A 24,191-nucleotide genomic window follows, 5' to 3' on the forward strand; every position below is an offset into this window, starting at 1 on the left:
GCCGTTTCCGCAACCGGAAAGGTGAAACGAACGGCGGATATTTTCGAATGAAAATAAAAGCTTAGTCGAAATCACTGCAACGAAAATGTCACGGTTCCTTCACCGTTCGGACGCCCGGCGCGCATAGGGTCACGCGCTCGTAATTCATCCGATGGAGCCTTCTTATGAAAGCAACCAAGACGCTTCTCGCCGCCGCGGCTGGCCTTGCCATGCTCGGCGCGGGTGCCGCCCACGCGGCGACCGAAATCACTTTCTGGCACGCCATGGGCGGCGGTCTCGGCGAGACCGTGAATGCCATCGCCAAGGACTTCAACGCGTCCCAGAGCGAGTACAAGCTGACCCCGGTCTACAAGGGCGGCTACGAAGAGACCATGACCGCCGGCATCGCCGCGTTCCGGGCGAACGAAGCGCCGAACATCATCCAGATCTTCGACGCCGGCGCGGCGACCATCATCAATGCCAAGGGCGCCGTCTACCCGGTCGCCAGCCTGCTGAACGAGAACGGCGTGCCGTTCCACGCCGAGGATTACATCGCCGGTGTCCGCTATTTCTACGCGGACAGCAAGGGCGACATGATCGGCATGCCGTTCAACAGCTCCACCCCGGTGCTCTATTACAACAAGGACGCCCTTGCGAAGGCCGGCGTCGAGCCGCCGAAGACCTGGGAAGAGTTCGAGACCATCGCGCCGAAGCTGAAGGCCGCCGGTTACATCGCGCTCAGCCAGTCGCACACGCCGTGGATCTTCTCCGAGAACTTCCACTCCCGCCATAACCTGCAGATGGCGAACGAGAATAACGGCTTCGACGGCGTCGCCACCGAGATCAAGTACAACAACGAGCACATGCGCATGCACTTCTCGAAGGCGCGCGAATGGCAGCAGGCCGGTTATTTCGGCTATTACGGCACCAAGTGGGGCGACAACCAGAAGCCCTTCATCGACCAGGAAGTCGCCATGTGGCTCGGCTCCTCGGGCTCCTTCGGCGGCCTGAAGTCGGCGGCGAAATTCGACTTCGGCACCACCAACCTGCCGTACTGGAACAGCATCACCAAGGGCGAGGACTACACGACCTTCATCGGCGGTGCGGCCCTCTTCGCCTTCTCCGGCAAGGACAAGGCTGAGAATGAAGGCGTTGCCCAGTTCTTCAAGTTCCTGACCAAGCCGGAAACCCAGTTCTTCTGGCACAAGGAAACCGGCTACGTGCCGATCACCAACGCGGCCTACACGCTCGCCAAGGAGACCGGCTACTACAAGGACGAGCCGGACGCCGAGGTCGGTATCCAGCAGCTGAACCTGAAGTCCGCCGAGTGGAACAAGGGCTATCGCCTTGGCTACTACGTGCAGATCCGCGAAGTCATGAACCGCGAATACGACCAGATCTTCGCCGGCACCAAGTCGGTCGAGGACGCCTTCGCGGCGATCGAGGACGGCTCCAACAAGCTGCTCGCCCGCTTCGCCAAGACGGTTCAGTAAGCATCATCTCCCGAGAGACGGCGGGCGGATCATCGCCCGCCGTTTTCCCGTTCCGGCTCGTTTGGGGTTCCGCCGATGAAACGGCAGCAATTCGACCACATCTCCCTGCCGTACCTGCTGATCGCGCCGCAGCTCGCGATCATCATGATCTTCTTCGTCTGGCCGGCGGCGCAGGCGATCTACCAGTCCTTCATGCTGGAGGACCCGTTCGGGCTCGCCAGCCAGTTCGTCGGCTTCGACAATTTCCGCGAGGTGGTCTCGAGCGACCATTACGCGACCTCGGCCGTCTTCACGCTCGTCTTCTCCGCCCTCGTCGCCTTCCTCTCGATGGCGATCGCGCTCCTTCTGGCAGTCAAGGCGGACGGGATCATCCACGGCCAGTCGGCCTACAAGATCATGCTGACCTGGGTTTATGCCGTCGCGCCGGCCGTCGCCGGGATGATCGGCACCTTCCTGTTTGACCGCTCGATCGGCTCGCTGAACCATCTGCTGAACGCGACGGGCTGGCCGTTCAATCCGCAGCTGGACGTGTTCGACGCCTCCTTCACCGTGATCCTGGTCTCGGTCTGGAAGCAGGTCAGCGTCAATTTCATCTATTTCCTCGCCGGCCTGCAGTCGATCCCGCGCGCCGTGCGCGAGGCCGCCCTGATCGATTGCCGCAACGGCTTCCGCCGGTTCTGGACCGTGACCCTGCCGCTCCTGGCGCCGACCGGCTTCTTCGTGCTGGTGATCAACATCACCTACGCCTTCTTCGACACCTTCGGGGTGATCGACACCATGACCCGCGGCGCGCCTGGCGGCGGCACCGCGACGCTGGTCTACAAGGTCTATCAGGACGGCTTCCTCGGCGCCGATCTCGGCGGCAGCTCCGCCCAGTCCGTCATTCTCATGATCCTCGTGCTCGCGCTCACCGTCGTGCAGTTCCGCGTGCTCGAGAAACGCATCCATTACTGAGCGGGAGCGCGCGATGAAAAACGTCAAACCGCTCGACCACTTGATCCTGATGCTCGGCGTGCTCTTCCTGCTGCTGCCGATCTGGATCGCCTTCGCCTCCTCGACGCACCGCCCGGAGACGCTGCTCGGCGAGGGGCTGCAGTTCTGGTTCGGGGACTATTTCTGGGAGACCTACAGCGCGGTCCTCCTCGACAATTCCGGCTTCACCGAGCAGGTCAACGCGCTGCTGATGTTGGAGAACTCGCTTGTGCTCGGGCTCGGCTTCTCGGTCGGCAAGATCATCATCTCGACGCTGGCCGCCTATGCCATCGTCTATTTCCGCTTCCCGGCCGGCAGCTTCTTCTTCTGGATCATCTTCTCCTCGCTGCTGCTGCCGCTCGAGGTTCGGATCATTCCCTCCTACAAGGTGGTTTCCGACCTCGGCATGCTGAACAGCTACACGGGGCTGATCCTGCCGCTGATCGCCAGCGCGACCGCGACCTTCTTCTTCCGCCAGTTCTACAAGTCGGTGCCGGAGGAGATCCTGGAGGCGGCGCGGATCGACGGGGCGGGACCGTTCCGCTTCTTCGTCGACATCCTGCTGCCGCTCTCCCGGACCATGATCGCGGCGATCTTCATCATCATGTTCGTGGTCGGGTGGAACCAGTATCTCTGGCCGATCCTGATGACCACGGACGAGAGCTATTTCACGGTCGTCATGGGGATCAAGCAGATCCTCAACGACCTCGAAGGCAACCGTATCCCGCAATACAACAAGGCCCTCGCGCTTTCGATCCTCGCGCTGCTGCCGCCGGTCCTGGTGGTGGTCGTCTTTCAGCGCTGGTTCGTGAAGGGTCTCGTCGAATCCGAAAAGTGAGGAACCGAGGATGGCCGAGGTCACCCTGAACAGCATCGAGAAGGTCTATCCCAACGGCTTCAAGGCCATTCACGGAATCGACGTCGCTATCGAGGACGGCGAATTCATCGCCCTTGTCGGCCCGTCCGGCTGCGGCAAGTCCACGCTGCTGCGCATGGTGGCGGGCCTCGAAAGCATTACCGGCGGTGCGGTCTCCATCGCGGGACGCGAGGTGAACAGGCTGGAGCCGGCGGACCGGGACATCGCCATGGTTTTCCAGAACTATGCGCTCTACCCGCACATGACGGTGTCGGGCAACATGGCCTACGGGCTGAAGAACCGGGGCATGGCGAAGGACGAGATCGCCCGCCGGGTGCGCGAGGCGGCGGAGATCCTCGAGCTGTCCGAGCTGCTCGAACGGCGCCCGCAGCAGCTCTCCGGCGGCCAGCGCCAGCGCGTCGCCATGGGCCGCGCCATCGTCCGCGAGCCGGCGGTCTTTCTGTTCGACGAGCCGCTCTCCAACCTTGACGCCAAGCTCCGGGTGCAGATGCGGGTCGAGGTGAAGAAGCTGCAGCGCCAGCTCGGCACCACGAGCCTCTATGTGACCCACGACCAGGTCGAGGCCATGACCATGGCGGACCGGCTGGTGGTGATGAATGCCGGCGTCGCCGAGCAGATCGGCACGCCGATCGAGGTCTATGACAAGCCGGCGAGCAAGTTCGTCGCCGCCTTCATCGGCTCGCCCTCGATGAACTTCATGGAGGCGCGGATCGAGAGCGGCGAGGCGGTGCTGAAGGATGGCGTCAGGCTGCCGCTCAACGGCAGCGCCGGGAATGTCAGCGAGGGGCAGACGGTTTCCCTCGGCATCCGTCCGGAACATTTCGAGCCGGGCGGCGACGGGCACGGGCTCGCGCTGAAGATCGACCTGGTCGAGCATCTCGGCGCCGACACGCTGGTGCACGGTCATACCGGCGGCAAGAAGGCGCTGACGACGGTCCGCCTTTCCGGTCACCGGCATCTGAACTCCGGCGAAACGATGCATCTCGCCGCCGCGCCGGAGCGCCTGCACCTGTTCGATCCGGAGAGCGGCAGGCGGCTCTAGGCGCCGACCTTCGCCAGCAGCCGCATCAGCTCCTCGCGCTCGGCACCGGTCAGCGGCGCCAGCAGCTCTTCCTCGACCCTGAGGTGGTTCACGACGAGCCCGTCCGCCAGTGCGAAGCCTTCTCCTGTCAGCGCGACCTTGAGGCTGCGCCGGTCTTTCGGATCGGACCGGCGTTCGATCAGGCCGCGCTTCTCCAGCCGGTCGAGCCGGTTGGTCATGGCCGAGGTCGAAAGCATCATCTCGCCGGCCAGTTCCGACGGCGTCAGGGTCTCGCCCTTGCCCTGACGGCGCAGGGTCAGCAGCACGTCGAAGCCGGCGCCGTCGAGCCCGGCCTCCGCGACATTGCCCTCGATCGCCGTCCGGACCCGGTCGTTCGCCCGGCGGATGGCGCCGCAGATCGCCATGGGCCCCGGATCGAGATCCGGTCGCTCGCGTTTCCACTGTTCGAGAATGTTCTCCAGCGGCGCGCCCTGCACGGCGTACGGACGCGATTTTCGCGCGGGCTCTTGACTCATCGGCGGTCCTGCATCAAATAGTTCGATATCAAATTATTCGACATCGGAATATCGATGATCGAATTAATGAACCGTATCCGACTTGCTCCACCTTGTGAAGGACAGACCGATGTCAGAGTCTCTTGACCGCGGCGCGGAAGGCGCGCACGCAATACCGATGCTGGCCAACCCCTCCCTCCTGCTGATCGCCACCGGCGCCTTCGTCGGCCTCAATTTCCCGCTTGGAAAGCTCGCGGGCGATGCCGGGATCTCGCCCATTCTCTGGGCGATGATCCCGTCCCTCGGGGTCGCCGCGATCCTCTTTCCCGCGCTCGCCCTGCGCCGCGCGCTGCGGCGTCCGGAGCGGAGCGTGGTCCGATTCGCGGTCTTCGGCGGGCTGGTCTCCTTCGTCATCCCGAACGTCATCCTGTTCGCCGTCATTCCCCATGCGGGCGCCGGCTATATGGGGCTGATGTTCGCCCAGTCGCCGGTCTTCACGCTCGCCTTCTCGGCCCTGCTCGGGCTTAAGACGGCCAACCGGCTCGGCCTTGCGGGCATCGCCGTCGGCCTGATCGGTGCCGCCATTGTCAGCCTGACCCGTGGGTCGGGGGCGGATGCGCCGGAGCCGTTCTGGATCATGGCCGGATTCGCGGTGCCGATCGCGCTCGCCGTCGGCAACGTTTATCGCAGCATCGCCTGGCCGCAGAATGTCTCGCCGGACGTGCTCGCTTTCTGGAGCCATGGTGCGGCCATCTTCGGCTTCCTCGCCCTGCTGTTGATCGTCGAAGGCTCCGTGCCGGTCCTGTCGCTCGCGGCGGTTCCCGGGGCGGCGCTGGCCCAGGCCGTCGCGGCGGCCGCGACCTTCCCGCTTTTCTTCCGCCTGCAGCAGCTCGGCGGCGCGGTGCTGCTGAGCCAGATCGGCTATGTCGCGGCCTCCGTCGGCCTGGTTGTCGCCACCATTCTGCTCGGCGAACGCTACAGCTGGGAGACCTGGGGCGGCGCCGTGGTGATCGCCGCCGGGATCGCGCTCACGGTGCTGGCCCAGCGCCGGGGCTGATCGCGCGGCGGGCGAGATTCTGCCGCGATTCCCCTTCCGTGCCGGGCGCCGGAGCGCTATAGCTCGGCCATGACCTTCGAGCAGACAGCGATCCTCGCGATCATCCTCGGCGCCCTCGCGGCCTTCATCTGGGGCCGCTACAGGATCGACCTCGTCGCCCTGCTGGCGCTCCTGCTGGCGGTGGCGGCGGGGGTCGTCGATCCGGCGCATGCCTTTGCCGGCTTCGGCCATCCGGCGGTGATCACCGTGGTCGCCGTGCTCGGCATGTCGGCCGCGCTGACACGCTCCGGCGCCGTCGGGATGATTGCCGAGCGGCTCGCCCAACGCACTGACTCAGAGACCGCGAAGACCTTCTCGCTGGTTGGGCTCGCGGGTTTTCTCTCAAGCTTCATGAACAATGTCGGCGCGCTCGCGCTCCTGATGCCGGTTGCGCTCTCCGTCGCCCGGCGGGCCGGTCTTTCGCCGTCGCGGCTGCTGATGCCGCTCTCCTTTGCCTCGCTGCTCGGCGGCATGATCACGCTCATCGGTACGCCGCCGAACCTTATCATCGCCGATTACCGCCGCAACGCCATCGGCGAGGAATTCCACATGTTCGACTTCGCGCCGGTCGGTCTCGCCGTGGCGCTGGTCGGGATCGTCTATCTCGTCATCGTCGGCGTGCGCCTGGTGCCGAACCGGCGCGGCAACGACGAGGGCAAGCGGCTGTTCGAGCTCTCCAGCTATGTGACCGAGTTCCGGGTCCCGGCCGGCTCGCGGCTGATCGGCCAGTCGATCCGCGCCCTCGGCGACCGGCACGAGGATAGCGGCCGCCCGACCGTGCTGGCGCTGCTGCGCGGCAACGAGCGCGTGGTCCGGCGCCTGACCCGCGAGCCGCTCGCCGAGGGTGACCTGCTTCTGGCGCACGGCACGGCGGAACAGATCGAGGCGGCGGTGCAGAAGGGCCTCGAACTGGTCGACGCCAAGGAGCTGGATGCGACCAAGGATTCGGGCGAGGACGCGCAGCTCGCCGTGGTCGAGGCGGTGATGCCGCCGCGCGCCTGGATCGAGGGCCGCAGCGCCGCCATGCTCCGTCTGCGCTCGCGCTATGGGCTGAACCTGCTTGGCGTCGCCCGCGGCGGCGCGCCGATCAACACGCGGCTGCGCGACGTGCGCTTCCGGGCGGGCGACGTGCTCATGCTGCAGGGCGATGCCGACCAGATCTACGGCACCATCTCGGCCCTCGGCTGCCTGCCGCTGGCGCAGCGCCGGATGAGTCTCGAGCGGCCGAAGATCCTCGCGCCCGCGCTGGTCTTTCTCTCCGCCATCGTCGCCGCAAGCGCAGGCATCGTTCCGGCGGCGGTCTGTCTCGTGACCGGGCTCGCCGTCATGGTGCTGCTCGACATGATCCCGATGAGCGAGGTCTACGAGGCGATCGACTGGCAGGTCGTGATCCTGCTGGGCGCGATGATCCCCGTCGGCTCGGCAATGCACGAGACGGGGGCCGCGGGCCTGATTGCCGGCGTGGTGGCGGACGCGGCTTCCGGTTACTCGCTCTATCTCGTGCTCGCGCTGCTCATCATGCTGACCATGTTCCTCACCGACATGATGAACAACGCGGCGACGGCGCTGGTCATGGCGCCTGTCGCGCTTGGTGTTGCCGAACGGCTCTCGGTCAGCCCGGACCCGTTCCTGATGGCGGTGGCGATCGGCGCCTCCAGCGCCTTCCTGACGCCGATCGGGCACCAGAACAATCTGCTGGTCATGGGGCCGGCAGGCTACAGGTTCAGCGATTACTGGCGGGTCGGGCTGCCGCTCGACCTGATCATTCTCGCCGTGGCGGTGCCGCTCCTGCCGATCGTCTGGCCGTTCTGAGCAGGACATGGCAGAGGATCTGAAGCGCGAGGGGCTGATCGACCCGAAGCTCCTGCTCCCGCTGCTCATGCTGACCCTGCTCGGCTGCCTCTGGGGGCTATCCTTCTCGCTTTCCAAGATCGCGGCGATGGGCGGGGTGCATCCCTTCGCCTATGCCTGGATGCAATCGACCGGCGCGGCGGTGTTCCTCACCCTGGTCTGCTGGAAGAAGGGGATCCCCTTCGAGATCGACCGGCCGCATCTCGTCTTCTTCCTTGGCGCCGCCTTCATCGGCCTGGTGCTGCCGAACATCAACATCATCACCACGGCGAAACACATTCCCGCCGGCGTGATGAGCACGGTGATCTCGACCGTGCCGGTGCTGGGCTACGTCCTCGCGGTCGCCTTCCGCATCGAGGGCTTTCGCTGGAACAGCGCCATCGGTATCTGCCTCGGCCTGGTCGGGGCGCTGATGATGGTGCTGCCGGAGACCAGCCTGCCCTCGCGCGATATGGTGCCCTGGGTGCTGATGGCCTTCCTCACCCCGGCGCTCTATGCCTGCAGCGGGATCTACAGCGACCGCATGCGGCCCGAGAGCACGCACTCGCTGGCCGCCGCGCGCGGCATGCTGATCGTCGCCTCGCTCGGCACCCTGCCGCTGATGCTCGCGGTGGACGGCTTTTATCCGCTGATGGCCGACCCGGGCCCGACCGACTACGCCATGCTCGGGCAGATCGCGATCTCCTCGGTCGCCTATATCCTCTATTTCGAGGTGCTGAAGCGGGCCGGGCCGGTCTTTCTCAGCCTGGTCTCCTACATGGTCAACCTGTTCGGCCTGTTCTGGGGCTGGGTGGTGTTCGGCGAGATCCATTCGCTCTGGATCTGGGGCGCGGTCGGTTGCGTCTTCACCTCGATGGTGCTGGTCAATCTCGGCCGCAAGGCGCGCTGAAAACGAAAACGCCCCGGCCGGGGCCGGGGCGCTCTCTCAAAAATGTATTCTCTGACGCTTACGCGGCGAGGGCGGGCAGCTCGAAGTTCACGGCGTCGAGCTCGCTGACCAGCGAGGCCGCCTTTTCCGCCGGCAGCGGCATGAACGGGGCGCGGACGTTGCGCCAGCTCGCCTTGCCGCTCTCGCGGGCGAGCAGTTCCTTCAGCGCGGCGGCGGCCGGATAGTTCTGCAGCGTCAGGCGCTCGCGGGTCAGCTGCTCCTGCAGCGCCTCGGCATCTGCCGAACCTGCCTTCCAGGCGCTGTAGACCTTGGCGCAGCCGCCGACCGTGACGTTGCCGGTCGCGGTGATGGTGCCGACGCCGCCGGCCTTCAGAACGTCGAGCAGATAGCGCTCGGTGCCGGCGAAGACGTCGAAGCCCGGGAACTTCTCGGCCATCGCCTTCATGTTCTCGAAATCGCCGGAGCTGTCCTTCACGCCGCAGATCAGGCCCGGGAATTCCTTCAGCAGCCGGCCGATCAAATCATGGCTGAAAGGCACCGCGGACATCTGCGGGAAGTGATAGAGATAGACCTTCATGGCGTCGCTGCCGACGGCCTCGAAGGTGCGGGCGAAATGGGCGAAGAGGCCCGCGTCGCTCGGGTTCTTGTAGTAGAAGGGCGGCAGCATCAGGACATGCTCGATGCCGATCTCGAGGCTCTTCCTGGTGAGCGCGACGGTGTCCGGCAGGGCGCAGCAGCCGGTGCCGATCATCAGACGGTCCTTCGGCAGCTTCGAGGCGCCGAGCTTGTCGAGGAAGGACAGCCGCTCGTCGACGGAGAGCGAGTTCGCCTCGCCGGTGGTGCCGAACAGCAGCACGCCGTCGCAGCCTTTATCCAGCAGCCAGGCGGTATGTTCGAGGGTGAGGTCGGTATCGACCGAAAGATCGTCGTTGAAGGCGGTGAGGCCGGCGGCCATCACACCCTTGATGCGCGGGCTAGAGCTCATGCGCACTCTCCTTGTCTGGCGGGGCGAAAAGAAGCGGGAGCTTAGTCCGACGCGGATTTCCCGGCAAGCGGCGCCGCGCCCGCGATGTGGAAGAAGTTTCGTGCTGCGTGCGCTGAAATCGGCGGGTTTTACCCGGCGATGCGCTTGGTCAGGTCCGCGGCGATCTCCTCCGGCTCCGCATTGAAGCCGTAGTGGCTGACATAGCGGCCGTCCGGGCCCATCAGGTAGGTCACCGTCGAGTGGTCCATCAGATAGTCGCTGAACTCCTCGCTCTCGACCTTCTGGTAGAACACCCGGTAGGCCTTCGCGACCTCGGCGATCTCTTCCGGCGTCCCGGTCAGGTAATGGATCTTGTCGTGGAAATGCTGCGAATAGGCGGCGAGCGCGGCGGAGGTGTCGCGCGCCGGATCGATGGTGATGAAGACCGGCTCGACCTTGTCGCGGACCGCCGGGTCCAGTTGGTCGAGCGCTTGGGTCACCACGGTCAGGGTCGTCGGGCAGACGTCCGGGCAGTAGGTGTAGCCGAAGAAGACCATCATGTAGCGGCCCTTCAGATCCTCGTTCGTCAGCGTCGCGCCGGTCTCGTCGGTCAGGCTGAAGGGGCCGCCGACAAGGTCCGCGGTCTCCGTCTGGCCGATCCGCCCGCCGCTGACCAGCCAGTAGCCGGCCGCGATCGAGCCGACCAGGGCGAGGCCGAGGAAGGAGACGAGGAAGAGGAAGGTCTTTTTCGACATGAATCTATCCCGGTGCCTGCGCCGGCCCGTCTCCGGGCCGGGCGTTCACGGCGCTATATGGCGGCGCGGCGTCAGTATTTCGAGAGCGCGCTGCGCAATCCGTCCGCCTCGGCCGAGGTGAAGCGCCGTTCTATCAGGATTTGCTTGGGAGAGGCGGCGGTGCGGTAAAACGCCTCATTCTGCGCGGGCTGGGTCTTGATCACCGCCCCGTCGAGGGCGCCGCCGCCGAAGAGGCCCTTTGATTTGGCGAAGGCGATGAAGTCCGCGCCGAGGGACCCGGCGCTGGAGGCCCCGACGCCGCCGCCGATGGTGCCGACCGCCACGCTCGCATCGGCGCCGAACTTGAGCTGGTCGCTCATGAGCGAGTTCAGGCCCTTCTCGGTCATCACGACGAGCAGGATCTGTTTCGCCTCGACGCCGATCTGCAGGCCGATGCTGCCGGCGGCGAGCGAGTAGAAGGCGGGATCGCTCCAGTCGCCCGGCGCGGTGCGGGCGACGAGCACGCCCTTGCCGTATTCGCCGCCGACGATGAGCCCGGCTTTGACCAGTTCCGGGATGATCAGCACGCCCTTGGCCTTCTTCAGATAGTCGGCGACCGGGCCGACCGCGCCGGGATCCGTGGTGAGGTCCTGCAGCGTCAGTCGGGCCTTCTCGACGATGAAGGCGGGGCTGTCGTCGGCCCGCGCCGGACCGGCCGCGAACGCGGTTGCGAGCAGCAGTGCGGCGAAAATCGTGAAGCGCATGGTCGGTCCCCCGGTGATCCTATCCGTCTGATCTGACGGTAAAATACTAGAAGAACCTTGTGGCGGGAATGTGAAGTTCAGAAGCCCGCGGGAAGGTTCACGCCACGCAGCCTCCAGGAGGGCTCCGCGGCACCGCCCGGAAAGTGGTCCGCGAGGCTGAGGGAGAGCGGCGCAACTTCCAGCGACAGGGCGACCTCAGGCGTCAGTTTCAGCACTACCGCGAGTATGGCCCGGATCGATCCGCCATGGCCGACGAGGACGATTTCACGGCCCTTGAACTGGTCATTGAGGGTCGCGACGGCGGGCGCCACGCGTGCCATGAGGTCGGCGAAGCTCTCGCCGCCGGGCGGACGGTTGCGGGCGGGATCGTCCCAGAAGGCTCTGTAGTCTTCCTCACCCGTGTCCGCGAGCGCCGCATGGGTCCGGCCTTCCCAGGCGCCGAAATCCTGTTCGCGGAACGCCTCCTCGACGATTTCCTCATCCGCCGCCCATCCCGCACCACGCAGCATCTGCGCTGTGTCGGACGTCCGCCTGAGCGGCGTGGTGACCAGCACCGCATTCGCCGGGAGCCGGGACGCGATCCCGCGCAGCAGGTCCCCGTCCTGATCTTCCGCCGCGACATCGGTCCGCCCGTAGATCGTGCCTGTCGCGACGGCGGCCGGGGCGTGGCGCAGCAGGTGCCAGCGGGTCGGAGCACTCATAGCGGCCAGAGGAACCCGGCGGCGCCGGTAGGCAGCGCGGAGAGGGCGAGCAGGACGAAACATTCCACCACCTGCTCGCTGCCGCCGAGCACGTCGCCGGTATAGCCGCCGATCTGGCGCCGGGCGAGCAGGGCGGTGGCAAGGGCGGCGATACTTGCTGCCAGGAGCGCCGCGATGAAGCCGAAGCCGGGCAGAAGCGAGAAGGTAAGGAGGGTCCCGAGGGCGATGCAGAGCCCGGTCGTGACAGCTTTCGGCCGCCCGGCACCGGTCCCGAGGCCGCTTGCCGTCGCGGGCGGGAGGAAATAGGCGATTGGCAGGATCGCGCTGCGGCCGAGGATGTGCGCCGCCGCGAAAGCGCAGGCGGCGAGTATGGGCGAGGCGACGGCGATATTCGCGAGCGCGGCGGCCTTGAGACCGGTCGCGAGCACCAGCGCGAGCACGCCGTAGCTGCCGACCCGGCTGTCCCGCATGATCTCAATCTTGCGTTCCTTGGTGCCGCCGCCGCCGAACCCGTCGGCGAGATCGGCGAGACCGTCCTCATGCAGGGCGCCGGTGACGAATGCGGTGACGGCGAGCGCGCAGAGCGCGGCCGCGAGCAGCGGCAGTCCGGCCGAGGCGCCGAGCCAGAGGGCGCCGCCGCCGAGCGCGCCGGTCAGGAGACCGATCAGCGGGAAAGCCCAGCCCGCATGCATCAGCGGCCGGTCGGTGCGGGCCAGGGCCGGGACGGGCAGGCGGGTCAGGAACATCGCGGCATGGGCAAGATCGTCGGCCCACCAGGGGCGCCGCACGGGCGCCGGTCTCTCGCTCGCCATCTTTCCCCGCTCTCGTCGTGCCGGACTGATCCCGCGGCGGCGCCGGCCGTCGCCCGCGGACTATGCATTGGCCGTCCGGACCTGTATAGGGGGCGGCAATCCGAAAGACACTTCCCGGCTGGCAGCGATGAGCAACGAACGTTTTTCCCCCGAGAGCGCGACCTTCGACGAGATCCGCGGCCTGTTCCGCGCCCTGCCGCCGGCCGATCTCGAGGCGGGCACCGAAGCGGCCAGCCGCGAGGCGCAGCTGACCAAGCCGGCGGGCTCCCTCGGCAAGCTGGAGGAACTGACGCGCTGGGTCGCCGCCTGGCAGGGCAAGCATCCGCCGAGCGTCGCGCATCCGCGGATCTGCGTCTTCGCCGCCAACCACGGCGTCACCGCCAAGGGCGTCTCGGCCTACCCCGCCGAGGTCACCCAGCAGATGGTGCATAATTTCGTCTCCGGCGGCGCGGCGGTGAACCAGCTCGCGGAGCTTCACGATGCCGATCTCCGGGTCTACGAGATGGCGCTTGAGCAGCCGACGGCGGACTTCACCGAGGCGCCGGCCATGAGCGAGGACGAATGCGCCAAGGCCATGGCCTACGGCATGATGGCGGTGGAGCCGGGTATCGACCTGCTTTGCCTCGGCGAGATGGGGATCGGCAACTCGACCTCCGCCGCGGCGATCTGCCATGCGCTCTTCGGTGGCGCGGCCGAGGACTGGACCGGTCCGGGCACCGGTGTCACCGGCGCGGCCTTCGCGGCCAAGGTGAAGGCGGTGGCGGACGGCGTCGCCCTGCACAAGGCCCGCACGGAAGATCCGCTTGAGCTCTTCGCCGCCGTCGGCGGCTTGGAACTCGCGGCGATCGCCGGCGCCATTCTGGCCGCCCGCATGGGCCGGGTGCCGGTGCTGCTCGACGGCTTTGCCTGCACGGCCGCCGCCGCGGTGCTCCACGCCGCCGATCCGCGCAGCATCGAACATTGCCAGGTCGGGCATTGCTCGGCCGAACCGGGTCACCGCCTGCTGCTGGAGAAGATCGGCAAGGCGCCGATCCTCGATCTCGGCATGCGTCTCGGCGAGGGGTCCGGCGCGGCGGTCGCGATCGGGATCGTCAAGGCGGCCGTCGCCTGCCACAACGGCATGGCGACCTTCGCCGATGCTGGCGTCAGCGGCCCGTCCTGAGCCTCCGAGGAGTTCCCATGCCGAAGCCTTGGCGCGTGCTCGACAGCCGGATCAATTACAGCGACCGGTACCTTACCCACCGCATGGACCGCTGCGAGACCGCGCACGGCGTCGTCGTCGAGCCCTATCACGTGATCGAGCTGCCGAACTGGGTGAACATGGTGGCGGTGACCGACGATGCCCGGGTGCTGATGATCGAGGAGTATCGCCACGGGATCGGCGAGGTCGTGTTCGGCCTGCCGAGCGGAACCGTCGATCCGGGCGAGACCGATCCTCTCCGTACGGCGCAGCGTGAGCTTGCCGAGGAGACCGGGGCGGAAGCGCTCCACTGGGTGCAGACCGGGCGGATGTTTCCGAACGCGGCGGTCAATTCCAATACCTGCTTCAGCTTCCTCGCCACCGGGGCCCGGATCACCGGCGAGACCTCGTTCGACGAAGCCGAGGATATCGAGACCGTGCCGGTGCCGCTGGAAGAGCTTTACCGTTGCCTGCTCGCGCGCGAGCTCCGGATGACGGCGATGCATCTGGTCGGGCTGCACGAGGCCGGGCTCTATATCCTGACCTCGGGCGATCCGAAGATGGCGGAGCTGAGAGAGATCCTGGCGCCGCTCTATTCGCCGAGCTGAAGCAGCCGTCCGTCGCGCCGGGCGCTGCGGTAGGCGAGCCAGAAGATGAACGCGCCGATGGCGAAATAGATCACGTTCATGACCATCGCACCCGCGATCAGGTCGAGCCTGAAATCGCCGTCGAACAGCACCGCGCGCATGCCTTCGAAGACATAGGCGGACGGCGTGCACCAGGCGACGGTCTGCAGCCACTCCGGCATCGTCTCGACCGGGTAGTAGACCGCCGAGATCGGGGCGAAAGCGAAGACCAGCACCCATGCGAGGCTCTCCGCGCCGAGGCCGAAGCGCAGGATCACGCCGATCACCAGCAGGCCGACGCCCCAACCCATGAAGAAGAGGCAGGCCATGAAGGCGACCAGCGGCAGGCCGAGGGAAAAGATCGAGAACTGGTAGAAGACGATGGCGAGCAGGGCGGGCGGTAACGCGCCGATCAGGGTCCGCACCAGGCTCATCGTCATCAGCGCGGCGACGAATTCATGCGGCCGGAGCGGGCTGACGAAGAGATGGCCGAGATTGCGGGACCACATCTCCTCGAGGAAACAGATCGCGAAGCCCATCTGGCCCCGGAACAGGATGTCCCAGAGCAGCACGCCTGCCAGCAGCACGCCCGCGGCGCCCGCGATCCAGCTCGACTCGCCGATGAAGAACTTGGTGACGAAGCCCCAGAGGATCATCTGCATGGTCGGCCAGTAGGCCATCTCGATCAGCCGCGGCCAGGAATTGCGCAGCAGGTAGAAATAGCGCAGCGCCATGGCGCCGATGCGGCCTGCCGAGAACAGCGAGGCCGGCGGCGGGGTGAAATCCGTGTTCCCGCTCATGCCGTCTCCCGGTCTTCCTGTTTTCGGTTCGCGGCACCGGTCTGCCGGGCGACGTCGAGGAATACCTCGTCCATGGTCTTGCGTCCGTACTTGGCCAGCAGGTCCGCCGGGCTGCCCCGGTCGACGATCTCGCCCTTGCGCATCATCAGCACCTTGGAGCAGAGCCGCTCGACTTCCTGCATGTTGTGCGAGGCGAGCAGCAGGGTGGCCCCGTTCTCGCGCTGGTAGGTCTCGAGATATGTGCGGATCCAGTCCCCGGTATCCGGGTCGAGCGAGGCGGTCGGCTCGTCCAGCAGCAGCACCTTCGGCGTATTGATAAGCGCCTTGGCCAGCGCGACGCGGGTCTTCTGTCCGGCCGAGAGCTTGCCGGAGGGCCGGTTCATGAAGTCCTCCATGTCGAGCTGCATCGCCAGCTCGGCAATCCGCGTCTTGGGGTCGGGCACGGAATAGAGCCTGGCATAGACCATGAGGTTCTCGCGCACGGTCAGGCGATGCGGCAGGTCGACATAGGGCGAGGAGAAATTCATGAAGGGCAGGGCACGGTAGCGGTCCGTCGCCATGTCGCAGCCGAGGATCGAGACACTGCCGCCGGTCGGCTCCAGAAGGCCCAGCATCATCGCGATGGTTGTGGTCTTGCCGGCTCCGTTGCCGCCGAGCAGGCCGACGGTGGTTCCGGCTTCGGCGGTGAAACCGACGCCGCGCACGGCATGCACCGCGCCATAGCGCTTTTCCAGGTCCCGGACGTCGATGACCGCCTTGCTCATGGGTTCGAACTCTGTGGATGTGCAGTTCTGATGCGCCGAAATGGGCGTCGCGACCTTAGCCCGAGGCGTGCTAGTGGACAATGACGGAAACCGGGGAGACGGCGCGGGTGGCCACAGAGCGCAGGAATCTGGAAGATCTCGAGGTCCGCTTCGGCCTTGCCGACGGGCTGGGACCGGCTGGCGCACGGACGCTGGTGATGATCCGCTGGGTGGCGCTGATGGGCCAGCTCATCAGCCTGCTCGTCGTGCATTACGGGCTCGGTTTTCCGGTGCCGCTGGAGATCACGCTCGGCATCATCGCCTTCGGCGCCTTCTACAACGTCGTCTGCCAGAGCCTCCGCCAGGGCGGACCGGTCCGCAACGGCCGGGTCGCCGCGTTCGGCCTGGCCTTCGACATCGCGCAGCTCGGCTCTCTGCTTTACTGGACCGGCGGTCTCGAAAACCCGTTCGCGCTAATGCTGATCGCGCCGGTCACGGTCTCGGCGACCATCCTCTCCGGTCGGGCGACCGTCTGGCTGAGTTTCCTCGCCCTGGTCTCGGCATCCGCTCTCGCCGTGGTGCACCGGCCGCTGCCCTGGTCGGGCGACGGTCTGGAGCTTCCGGACATCTATGTCTTCGGCCTCTGGGCCGCGATCGTGATCGCGACGCTCTTCATCGCCGGCTACACCTACCGGGTGAGCCGGGACGCGCGGCGTATGTCGGACGCTTTCGCCGCCACCCGTCTCGCGCTCTCCCGTGAACAGCAGCTATCCGCGCTCGGCGGGCTCGCGGCCGCCGCGGCGCACGAGCTCGGAACGCCGCTCAGCACCATCGCCGTCGTCGCCCGCGAACTGCGCAAGGACATTCCCGAGGACAGCGAATGGCGGGAGGATCTGGATCTGCTCCTGAGCGAGACGGCCCGTTGCCGGGATATCCTGACGGAATTCTCCCGCCGGCCGGATCAGGATACGCCTGGCCCGTTCAAGACCGTTCCCTTCAGCGCCGCGGTCGAAACCGCCGCCGCGCCGCACCAGCGCGACGACATCGTCGTCATCGTCGAGCAGCACGGGCCGGGCGGTGCGCTCGATCTCGAACCTGACGAGGAGACGGTTGCCGCGGACCAGCCGCGCGTGGTGCTGACCCCGGAGATGAACCAGGGGATCGGCACGCTTGTGCAGAACGCGGTGCAGTTCGCCGCCGAGACGGTCGAGATCACGGTTTATTGGGACGACAGCATGGCATCGGTCATCATCGAGGATGACGGTCCGGGTTTCTCGCCCCTGGTTCTTGACCGGCTGGGCGAGCCCTACGTCTCCAGCCGCTCCGGCAAGGACGGCCATATGGGGCTCGGCATTTTCATCGCGAAGACGCTGCTGGAACGCGGCGGCGCCACGCTTTCCTTCTCCAACAGGGCCGAGGGCGGTGCCCGCGTGGCGATTCGCTGGCTCCGGTCCGACCTGGAGGCCGGGGTGACGGATTCTTGACCGGACGCAGTTTTCCTTTATTAACCGGAAAGGGGCCGGACCGGCCCGAATGGCGGAGACGCTAGGTGACAGACGAACTGACCGGGGTCGACGAGACCCGGAAATTGCTTGTGCTCGACGATGACGAGCCGTTCCGCAACCGTCTCGTGCGGGCGATGGAGAAGCGCGGTTTCAGCGTGACCAGCGCCGGCTCGGTGGCCGAGGGACTGGACGCGGTGAAGAACGATCCGCCGTCCTATGCGGTGCTCGACATGCGGCTCACAGACGGCAGTGGGCTCGATGTGGTGACCGCGCTGCGTGAGGCCAATCCGGATGCCCGCATCATCATGCTGACCGGCTACGGCAATATCGCGACGGCGGTTGCCGCGGTGAAGGCGGGTGCGGTGGATTACCTGCCGAAGCCGGCCGATGCCGATGCGGTCGCCGCCGCGCTGCTGGACCATGAGCAAGCCCTTCCCCCGCCGCCGGACAATCCGATGTCCGCGGACCGGGTGCGCTGGGAGCATATCCAGCGGGTCTTCGAGCAGTGCGGCCGCAATGTCTCCGAAACCGCCCGGCGCCTGCGCATGCACCGCCGTACCCTGCAGCGCATCCTGAACAAGCACGCCCCGCGGGGTTAGTTCCCTATCTTATTCAGCTTTGGCCGTCATCCCGGGCTTGACCCGGGACCTCGTTGCGACGGATGCGGTCCTAATCGTCGAAAGGTACCGGCTCTGCGGCCGGGATGACGATGTTCAGGCCACCCTTCCTTCCGAGGTCAGCAGCTTGTCGATATAGCGGCCCTGGAACATCGTGATGCCGAGCGACTGGCCGAAGCGCACCGCCTCGTCACTGTCGCAGCGGGTCAGGATGATGCGGGCGCGGCCGCAGCGGTCGACATGCTCCTTCAGCTCCGTGGTCCGGGCGCCCGACATGTCGTCGGCCATGTCCGGGGTCCAGATCAGCTTCAGGAGGTCGAGGCCGAGCCGTTCGCGGTCGATGAACTGCAGCGTCAGATGGTTCAGCCCGTCGAGGCAGATGCGATAGCCGCGCTCGCGCATGAAGTCGCGCGCGAACATGTAGGCGCCCATGTCGCCGAAGATGTCGATCTTCTGCAGCTCGATCACGACAGTACCGCGGGCGACCGCCTTCAGGCTCGAATCGAAGTTCAGGAACGGCGGCGAAAGGATCGTCTGCACGTTCAGATTGACGCTGAAGGAGCTTGCGATCGAGCTGTCGTCGTTGCGGATCAGAAGCGACAGCATCCGCGCGTCGAGCGTCTGGGTCAGGTGCTGGAACAGCCAGAGATTCGAGGCGAGGTCGAACTCCGGCAGAACGGTTTGCTGCAGGTCGTGGATCGAGATGAAGAGCTCGCGGAAGACCGGCTGCGGATTCGGGTTGTTCGGCGTCAGCGCGCAGACCGGCTGGCGGCGCATCAGGTTGGAGAGGTCGGCGCGCTGCAGGAAGGATTCGAGTTTGCCGAGCTGCTCCGGGTCGAGCGGCTTGCGCGAGCCCTTGGTGCGCGGGTCCACCTTCTGGTCGGCACTGACGGCAAGGCGCGACTTGCGCTCGCGCTCGCGGTGCATCTGCTTGACCAGCTCAAGAAGGTCCTCGTACTGGGTCGCGACATTGTACCAGGAGCAGAAGCGGGCGAGATCCTCTTCCTCGTCGCCCTGGGAAAGCGGGTCCTCGGAGAAGAGGTAGCGGACCTTCATGATCGCCGCGTCGATATCCTCGACGGTGGCGTCCTTACAGACGAAGAACAGATCCGAATTGCTCAGGATGAAGATCTGGCCCTCGTAGTTCTGGACCATGCCTTCGAAGGTCGCCGCCGCGATCCGGATATGGTGATCCTGACGGTTCTGCGGGCGGAGGCGCGACAGATGGATGTGAACGGCCATGCGGCCATCCACGTTCCGTCCGAGGCGCTGCAGATAGTCGAGCAGCAGGTATTCCTGGCTCGGGCCCCGATTTCGGTTCTGGACTTGGCTGAGTGCCATGCGGTCCTCCGCTTAAAACTCAGTAGGGCCGTTTCCCAGGTTCTTTCTTACCATGCCACCGGTTTTGCAGGCACCCGGTAATTCACCGGAAACCGCGGGGCGTGGACAGCATACAGTCAAAAAGGCTCAGGACGGCCGGGCGATATCTCTACCGCGAAAAAACGCACTTTCACATAAAAAGCCACCAAATTTTTACGTTTTCGCGGCCATCATGAGTCTTGTCAGCTAACTATGCTCATAAAAATGTTTTGTTTCAATGGATAATTCGACTACTTTAAAGCGCTGCCTAAGCGCAGCCAAACCGCGTTCGGGATAGAATCAGCTGGCCGGTCACATGGACTTTTCTCAATCGTGGCTTCTGTGCGGGCGGAGCCGCGCAGTCAGGTCAGCCGGCAAGGGGCTCGCCGGCCTGGCGTTTGCTTTGCTTGCGCTTTTGTCTTTCGCGCTTCCCGCCGCGGCGCAGCTTGCCGGCAAGGAGTCGGTCCAGGGGCGGCCCCGGCTGGATTTCCAGAGTTACGGGCTTTCGCTCGACATGCTGACCCGGCCAGGAGACACCTCGGATACCGCCCGGCTCGGCGGAAGCTTCGATCTTTTTCCGCGCGCGACCGTGGATGCGGGCCATGACAGCAATATCCTCCGCACCACCGACAACGAGACCGGGTCCGGCTTCACCGAAGTGTCGGCCGCCGCCGCGCTCCGGTCGAACTGGACCAATCACGAGGCGTTGCTGATCGTGAACGTGGACGACCGGAGGGTCGGGGAGTCCAGCCGCGAGAACACCACGGACATCAGTCTCGGCGCAGCGGGCCGCTACGATCTCGACGAGGAGCTTTTCGCGCGCGGTTTCGCCGAAGCCAAACGCGGACACATCCGGCGCGGCGACGATGCCGATCCCGGCGCCGCTTTCGAGCCGCTGACCTATAACCAGTATCTTGTCGGCGCGACCTATGACGACCGGCAGAACGACCGGATTTTTTCCCGCGTCGTCGGCGAGGTGCTACACCGGGACTACAACGCGACGGACGGCGTCAACCGGGACTCCCTCGACCGCACCTCTCTCAATCTGCGCGGCCTGGTGGGGATCTCGACCGGCGGCGAGTACGATCTCTTCGTCTCGCCCAGCCTGTTGCGCGAGATGTTCGTCGAGAAGGTTTCGCAGAACCAGGATTCGACCCGGTTCACCCTGAGCGTCGGCGCGGCCCGGGACGTGACCGGTGTCAGCGCCTTCAGCGGCCGGGTGGGCATGTCGCATCGCATCTTCGACGAGGATTCGCGGTCTTCCCAGACGGATTTCGTCGCTTCCGGCGCGCTGCTCTGGAACCTCACGCCGGTCATGACCTTCACCGCGGGCGCCCAGATCGAGAACCAGCAATCGGACGATCCGACCGCGGGGACCAAGCTCACGCATGGCTTCAATGCCGGACTCGACTACGATCCGTTCGAGCAGCTGATCTTCAATGCCTACTTCTCCTACGCCAACGAGGATTTCCAGCAGATCGAGCGCGAGGATGACGATTACACGGTCGGCCTCAGAGCGACCTATCTGATCAACGAGTATTTCTTCGCCGGCCTCAGTCTCGAGCACGAGGTCTCCGATTCGACGGTGGCGAGCCGTGATTTCGAGGCGACAACGATCGCGTTCCGGCTCGGGATGAAGCTCTGTTGCAGGATTGACGAAGGGGTCGTCGATCCGTTCAATCTCGGGCGGCTCTAGGAGAGAATGATGCGGTCAGATCTCATTCTCGCATCGAACCGGCTCGCGGCCCTCGCGTTGTTGGGTCTCAGCCTCGCGCTTGCCGCCTGCGCCTCGTCCGAGGTCGACGAACTGCCGCCGCCCACGACTCCGACCATCGCCGAATACCGGCTGGTCGAGGGCGACCGGGTCGCGGTGACCGTGTTCGGCCATGAGGAACTTTCCGCCATCGTCGATATCGCCGAGGACGGAAAACTGGAGCTGCCGCTGGTCGGCAAGGTCGAGGCCCGCGGCAAGACCGCGCTGGAACTGCGGGCGCTGGTGACCGAGATCGTCGACCGGCAGTTCGTCATCGATCCGAAGGTCGATATCGTGATCGCGCGCTACCAGCCGTTCTATGTGCTGGGCGAGGTGAACACGCCCGGAAGCTATGACTTCGTGCTCGGTCTGAACATGCGCAAGGCGGTGGCCGAAGCCGGCGGCTTCACCCGCCGCGCGGCGAAGTCGCAGGTGCTTCTCACCCGGCGGACGGAGCACGGGCAGACCGTCCGTGACGTCAGTCTCGATACCTCGGTCTATCCGGGCGACGTCATCGAGATCAAGCGGCGCTGGTTCTAGGGGGGCGGATGGCGAACATCACGGCATTCCCGAGAAACCGCCGCGGCGCCGAGGCGCCGTCGGCGCTGTTCGCCGATCCGCTTGAAACCGGCGAGACCTTCGATCTGTGGCGCCTGGTCTCGGTGATGCGCCGGCGCTTTCTGCTGATCCTGACCGTGCTGATCCTGGTGCCGCTCGCGACCGGTCTCGTCGTGTTTTCCATGAAGCCGGTCTTTTCCGGCAGCACGAAGCTGCAGATGAGCGAGCCCGGCGGGAACCTCAACATTCCCGGCCTCACCCTGCCGCAGGGCCTCGGCACCGGAAACGCGAACCTTCCGACGGAGACCGCCTATCTGAGGTCGCGGGCCTTCGCGTCGAAGGTTATCGACAAGCTGGAGCTCGACCGGGTTCCCGAATTCAATCCGGCACTGCGTTCGGAAGCGGACACGGCCTGGGGCAAGATCAAGAGCGGCGCGGTCGAACTTGCGGCCATTCTGCATATCGACAAGACGATCTCGCACTGGTCTGAGGCCGCCAACGCCTGGCTGGTCGACAATCTTGGGCTCGATCTCGGAAAGCTCGCCTCGCCCGACGCGGGCAAGTCCGAGATGCTGTCTCCAGAGGCGCTTTATGCCGAGGTGACAGACACCTTCCTCGACCGGCTGACGGTCGACGGGGAGCAGCTCTCGCGCGTCATCACAATCGAATTCCAAAGCAACGATGCGACTTTCGCGGCTCTGGTGCCGAACACCATTGCCGACATGTTCCTCGAGCAGAAGCGCGATCAGCGCGACGAAGCGGTGCGGCAGTCCAGTCAGTGGCTGACAAATCAGGTCGCGGCGCTGCAGGAACGGGTGCTGCAGTCGGAGGAGAAGCTCGAGCGGTTCCGTCGCGAGGAAGGTCTGCTCGACGTGCGCGGCACGGAGCTGATGCGCCAGCAGCTCATCAAGCTGAACGACCAGCTGATCCAGGCCAGTACCGAGCGGGCGGAGCGCGAGGCGCGGCTGCGTCAGGTACAGCTCCTGATCGATCAGCAGGACGGCACCGAGAGTCTGGCCCCGGTGCTCGCCTCCCAGCTGATCAACAATCTGCGGCTCCAGGAATCGAGGATCCAGCAGCGTCTCGCCGAACAGCTGACGACCCTGCGCGACGGCCATCCCGACGTGATCAAGACCCGCCGGGAACTGGAGGACGTTCGCACGACGATCGCGGGCGAAGTGCGCAAGATCGTGCAGTCGATGCGCAACGAGACCGAGATCGCGCGGGTGCGCGAGGCGAACGTGCAGAACGCGGTCTCGGAGCTGAAGGCGACGATGGAGGACCAGACGGAGGCGGAAATCGCGCTCCGGGCGATCCAGGCCGAGGTGGCCGCGAACCAGAATCTCTACGAGATCATGCTGAACCGGCTGGCGGCGGTGGATATCGAGCAGCGCGAGCCGGAGCAGGCCGGCGCCGAGGTGATTTCGCGCGCCGTGGCGCCCCGCGTGCCGATCGCGCCGAAGAAGAAGCTGGCGGTGCTGGCCTCCATCCTGGCCGCGATGATTCTCGCCGCGCTGCTCGCGCTGCTGATGGACTTCCTGATCCGCGGCTTCAAGAACGCCAAACAGGTGGAGCAGGCGACCGGGCTTCCGGTGATCGCCAGCATTCCGCTGTCGCAGCAGGTAGACGAATCGAAGACACCGCTGTTCGAGCTGGTCCGCCGCCGTCCGGGCTCCGCCGTCGGCCAGGGTATCCGCAAGCTGCGCACCGCGCTCAATCTGCTTGGCGAGGGCAAGCCGATCCGCACCGTCCTGATCACGTCTTCGATTGCGGGCGAGGGCAAGTCCTCGATCGCGCTCGCCCTGGTGGTCAACGCGGTCTCCGCCGGATTGCGTGTCCTGATCATCGATTGCGATACGGTCAACGGGTCCGTCACCAAGCATCTGAACGGCGATACCAGCCGGGGCCTCAAGCAGTTTCTTCACGGCGAGGCGGAGATCGAGGACGCGATCGAGTTCGATCTCGGTCTCGGAGTCCATTACGTCGCGACCGGCGGCGTGATGTCGAGCTCGGACGATTATTTCGCTTCGCGCCGGATGGCCGAGCTGCTGCGGTACGCGGAGAAGAATTTCGACTTCACGGTGATCGATTCCGGCCCGGCGTCGGTTGTGTCCGATACCCTGGTCCTGGTGCCCCAGGTCGACGCCACTGTCTTCGTCATCGAATGGGAGCGGACCCGCCGCGAAACCGCGGAGCAGGCCATCCGGGAGATCTACGAACTCGGCGAGAACCTCTCCGGCATCGTGATGTCGAAGAACAACCTCCGGATTCAATCGATCGACGGCGGCGCGGAAGCCTATGACGGCCAGTATTACGGCGTTGATTCAAAAGTCTCCCTCGACGCCGAGGAGCCCGGCTGGGCCAACGCACGATGAGTCCGTC

23 protein-coding genes are annotated in these 24,191 nt (G+C 65.7%); 14 read left to right on the forward strand and 9 right to left on the reverse strand.

Annotated elements, in window-relative coordinates:
• The first annotated feature begins 164 nt into the window (after nucleotides 1–164).
• The 4 genes from JJ959_RS08500 to JJ959_RS08515 all read left to right on the forward strand — a co-directional run bounded on the left by JJ959_RS08500 (nucleotide 165) and on the right by JJ959_RS08515 (nucleotide 4,363).
• Nucleotides 165–1,472 carry an extracellular solute-binding protein gene (locus tag JJ959_RS08500; protein ID WP_292882074.1) on the forward strand — a complete coding sequence of 436 codons (1,308 nt, stop codon included), beginning with the start codon at nucleotides 165–167 and terminating at the stop codon, nucleotides 1,470–1,472.
• Nucleotides 1,473–1,547: 75 nt separating this feature from the next.
• Nucleotides 1,548–2,426 (forward strand): ABC transporter permease subunit, encoded by an 879-nt coding sequence (locus JJ959_RS08505; RefSeq protein ID WP_292882077.1) that lies wholly within the window; start codon nucleotides 1,548–1,550, stop codon nucleotides 2,424–2,426.
• Nucleotides 2,427–2,439: 13 nt separating this feature from the next.
• Nucleotides 2,440–3,282, forward strand: a complete 843-nt coding sequence (ugpE, locus tag JJ959_RS08510) for a sn-glycerol-3-phosphate ABC transporter permease UgpE (RefSeq protein WP_292882079.1) — start codon at nucleotides 2,440–2,442, stop codon at nucleotides 3,280–3,282.
• 10 nt (nucleotides 3,283–3,292) lie between these two features.
• Complete coding sequence (locus tag JJ959_RS08515; RefSeq protein WP_292882082.1) at nucleotides 3,293–4,363, forward strand: sn-glycerol-3-phosphate import ATP-binding protein UgpC; 1,071 nt, start codon at nucleotides 3,293–3,295, stop codon at nucleotides 4,361–4,363.
• Here the strand turns inward: JJ959_RS08515 and JJ959_RS08520 are convergent.
• On the reverse strand, nucleotides 4,360–4,878 hold the full coding sequence (locus tag JJ959_RS08520) for a MarR family transcriptional regulator (protein WP_292882084.1): 519 nt from the start codon (nucleotides 4,876–4,878) through the stop codon (nucleotides 4,360–4,362). The two genes, JJ959_RS08515 and JJ959_RS08520, sit on opposite strands and share 4 nt — an antisense overlap.
• A 109-nt stretch (nucleotides 4,879–4,987) precedes the next feature.
• Here JJ959_RS08520 and JJ959_RS08525 point away from each other — a divergent pair, with 109 nt between their 5' ends.
• The 3 genes from JJ959_RS08525 to JJ959_RS08535 all read left to right on the forward strand — a co-directional run bounded on the left by JJ959_RS08525 (nucleotide 4,988) and on the right by JJ959_RS08535 (nucleotide 8,693).
• Nucleotides 4,988–5,914: a DMT family transporter gene (locus JJ959_RS08525; protein ID WP_292882086.1), complete on the forward strand. Its 927-nt coding sequence runs from the start codon at nucleotides 4,988–4,990 to the stop codon at nucleotides 5,912–5,914.
• A 69-nt stretch (nucleotides 5,915–5,983) separates the two neighbouring features.
• Nucleotides 5,984–7,765, forward strand: a complete 1,782-nt coding sequence (locus tag JJ959_RS08530) for an SLC13 family permease (protein ID WP_292882088.1) — start codon at nucleotides 5,984–5,986, stop codon at nucleotides 7,763–7,765.
• Nucleotides 7,766–7,772: 7 nt separating this feature from the next.
• The gene (locus JJ959_RS08535) at nucleotides 7,773–8,693 is read left to right on the forward strand and encodes a DMT family transporter (protein WP_292882091.1); all 921 of its coding nucleotides are present in this window, start codon (nucleotides 7,773–7,775) and stop codon (nucleotides 8,691–8,693) included.
• Between the two features lie 58 nt (nucleotides 8,694–8,751).
• Here JJ959_RS08535 and JJ959_RS08540 read toward each other — a convergent pair whose 3' ends face one another.
• The 5 genes from JJ959_RS08540 to cobS form a co-directional block, all read right to left on the reverse strand.
• Nucleotides 8,752–9,678 (reverse strand): dihydrodipicolinate synthase family protein, encoded by a 927-nt coding sequence (locus JJ959_RS08540; RefSeq protein ID WP_292882094.1) that lies wholly within the window; start codon nucleotides 9,676–9,678, stop codon nucleotides 8,752–8,754.
• Nucleotides 9,679–9,806: 128 nt separating this feature from the next.
• The gene (locus tag JJ959_RS08545) at nucleotides 9,807–10,412 is read right to left on the reverse strand and encodes an SCO family protein (RefSeq protein WP_292882097.1); all 606 of its coding nucleotides are present in this window, start codon (nucleotides 10,410–10,412) and stop codon (nucleotides 9,807–9,809) included.
• A 71-nt stretch (nucleotides 10,413–10,483) separates the two neighbouring features.
• Nucleotides 10,484–11,155 (reverse strand): lipid-binding SYLF domain-containing protein, encoded by a 672-nt coding sequence (locus tag JJ959_RS08550; RefSeq protein ID WP_292882099.1) that lies wholly within the window; start codon nucleotides 11,153–11,155, stop codon nucleotides 10,484–10,486.
• A gap of 77 nt (nucleotides 11,156–11,232) precedes the next feature.
• On the reverse strand, nucleotides 11,233–11,856 hold the full coding sequence (locus JJ959_RS08555) for a histidine phosphatase family protein (RefSeq protein WP_292882102.1): 624 nt from the start codon (nucleotides 11,854–11,856) through the stop codon (nucleotides 11,233–11,235).
• On the reverse strand, nucleotides 11,853–12,668 hold the full coding sequence (gene cobS, locus JJ959_RS08560) for an adenosylcobinamide-GDP ribazoletransferase (RefSeq protein WP_292882105.1): 816 nt from the start codon (nucleotides 12,666–12,668) through the stop codon (nucleotides 11,853–11,855). The genes JJ959_RS08555 and cobS overlap by 4 nt, the downstream gene beginning before the upstream one ends.
• 127 nt (nucleotides 12,669–12,795) lie before the next feature.
• Between cobS and cobT the strand changes: the two genes are divergently transcribed.
• Nucleotides 12,796–13,830 carry a nicotinate-nucleotide--dimethylbenzimidazole phosphoribosyltransferase gene (cobT, locus tag JJ959_RS08565; RefSeq protein ID WP_292882108.1) on the forward strand — a complete coding sequence of 345 codons (1,035 nt, stop codon included), beginning with the start codon at nucleotides 12,796–12,798 and terminating at the stop codon, nucleotides 13,828–13,830.
• Nucleotides 13,831–13,847: 17 nt separating this feature from the next.
• Nucleotides 13,848–14,456 (forward strand): NUDIX hydrolase, encoded by a 609-nt coding sequence (locus tag JJ959_RS08570; protein ID WP_292882111.1) that lies wholly within the window; start codon nucleotides 13,848–13,850, stop codon nucleotides 14,454–14,456.
• Here JJ959_RS08570 and JJ959_RS08575 read toward each other — a convergent pair.
• Together JJ959_RS08575 and JJ959_RS08580 are read right to left on the reverse strand one after the other, a co-directional pair.
• Nucleotides 14,441–15,274, reverse strand: a complete 834-nt coding sequence (locus tag JJ959_RS08575) for an ABC transporter permease (protein ID WP_292882114.1) — start codon at nucleotides 15,272–15,274, stop codon at nucleotides 14,441–14,443. The genes JJ959_RS08570 and JJ959_RS08575 overlap by 16 nt on opposite strands.
• The gene (locus JJ959_RS08580) at nucleotides 15,271–16,038 is read right to left on the reverse strand and encodes an ABC transporter ATP-binding protein (RefSeq protein WP_292882117.1); all 768 of its coding nucleotides are present in this window, start codon (nucleotides 16,036–16,038) and stop codon (nucleotides 15,271–15,273) included. The genes JJ959_RS08575 and JJ959_RS08580 overlap by 4 nt, the downstream gene beginning before the upstream one ends.
• Nucleotides 16,039–16,145: 107 nt before the next feature.
• On the opposite strand from JJ959_RS08580, the gene JJ959_RS08585 reads away from it, so the two are divergent.
• Both JJ959_RS08585 and JJ959_RS08590 read left to right on the forward strand, forming a co-directional pair.
• Nucleotides 16,146–17,501, forward strand: coding sequence for an ActS/PrrB/RegB family redox-sensitive histidine kinase (locus JJ959_RS08585; RefSeq protein ID WP_292882120.1), 1,356 nt, complete (start codon nucleotides 16,146–16,148; stop codon nucleotides 17,499–17,501).
• Nucleotides 17,502–17,566: 65 nt separating this feature from the next.
• Nucleotides 17,567–18,121: an ActR/PrrA/RegA family redox response regulator transcription factor gene (locus tag JJ959_RS08590; protein WP_292882123.1), complete on the forward strand. Its 555-nt coding sequence runs from the start codon at nucleotides 17,567–17,569 to the stop codon at nucleotides 18,119–18,121.
• Between the two features lie 114 nt (nucleotides 18,122–18,235).
• Here the strand turns inward: JJ959_RS08590 and JJ959_RS08595 are convergent, their stop codons facing one another.
• Nucleotides 18,236–19,480, reverse strand: coding sequence for a hypothetical protein (locus tag JJ959_RS08595; protein WP_292882125.1), 1,245 nt, complete (start codon nucleotides 19,478–19,480; stop codon nucleotides 18,236–18,238).
• Between the two features lie 421 nt (nucleotides 19,481–19,901).
• Between JJ959_RS08595 and JJ959_RS08600 the strand changes: the two genes are divergently transcribed.
• Genes JJ959_RS08600 through JJ959_RS08610 form a run of 3 tightly spaced genes read left to right on the forward strand, consistent with a single transcriptional unit; the run spans nucleotide 19,902 to nucleotide 24,184 of the window.
• Nucleotides 19,902–21,194, forward strand: coding sequence for an outer membrane beta-barrel protein (locus JJ959_RS08600; RefSeq protein WP_292882128.1), 1,293 nt, complete (start codon nucleotides 19,902–19,904; stop codon nucleotides 21,192–21,194).
• Nucleotides 21,195–21,203: 9 nt separating this feature from the next.
• On the forward strand, nucleotides 21,204–21,791 hold the full coding sequence (locus JJ959_RS08605; protein ID WP_292882131.1) for a polysaccharide biosynthesis/export family protein: 588 nt from the start codon (nucleotides 21,204–21,206) through the stop codon (nucleotides 21,789–21,791).
• Between the two features lie 8 nt (nucleotides 21,792–21,799).
• A complete protein-coding gene (locus tag JJ959_RS08610; protein WP_292882134.1) occupies nucleotides 21,800–24,184 on the forward strand; it encodes a Wzz/FepE/Etk N-terminal domain-containing protein in 2,385 nt (794 codons plus the stop codon).
• Nucleotides 24,185–24,191 lie beyond the last annotated feature (7 nt).

Source organism: Nisaea sp. (assembly GCF_017640745.1).
Lineage (GTDB): Bacteria > Pseudomonadota > Alphaproteobacteria > Thalassobaculales > Thalassobaculaceae > Nisaea.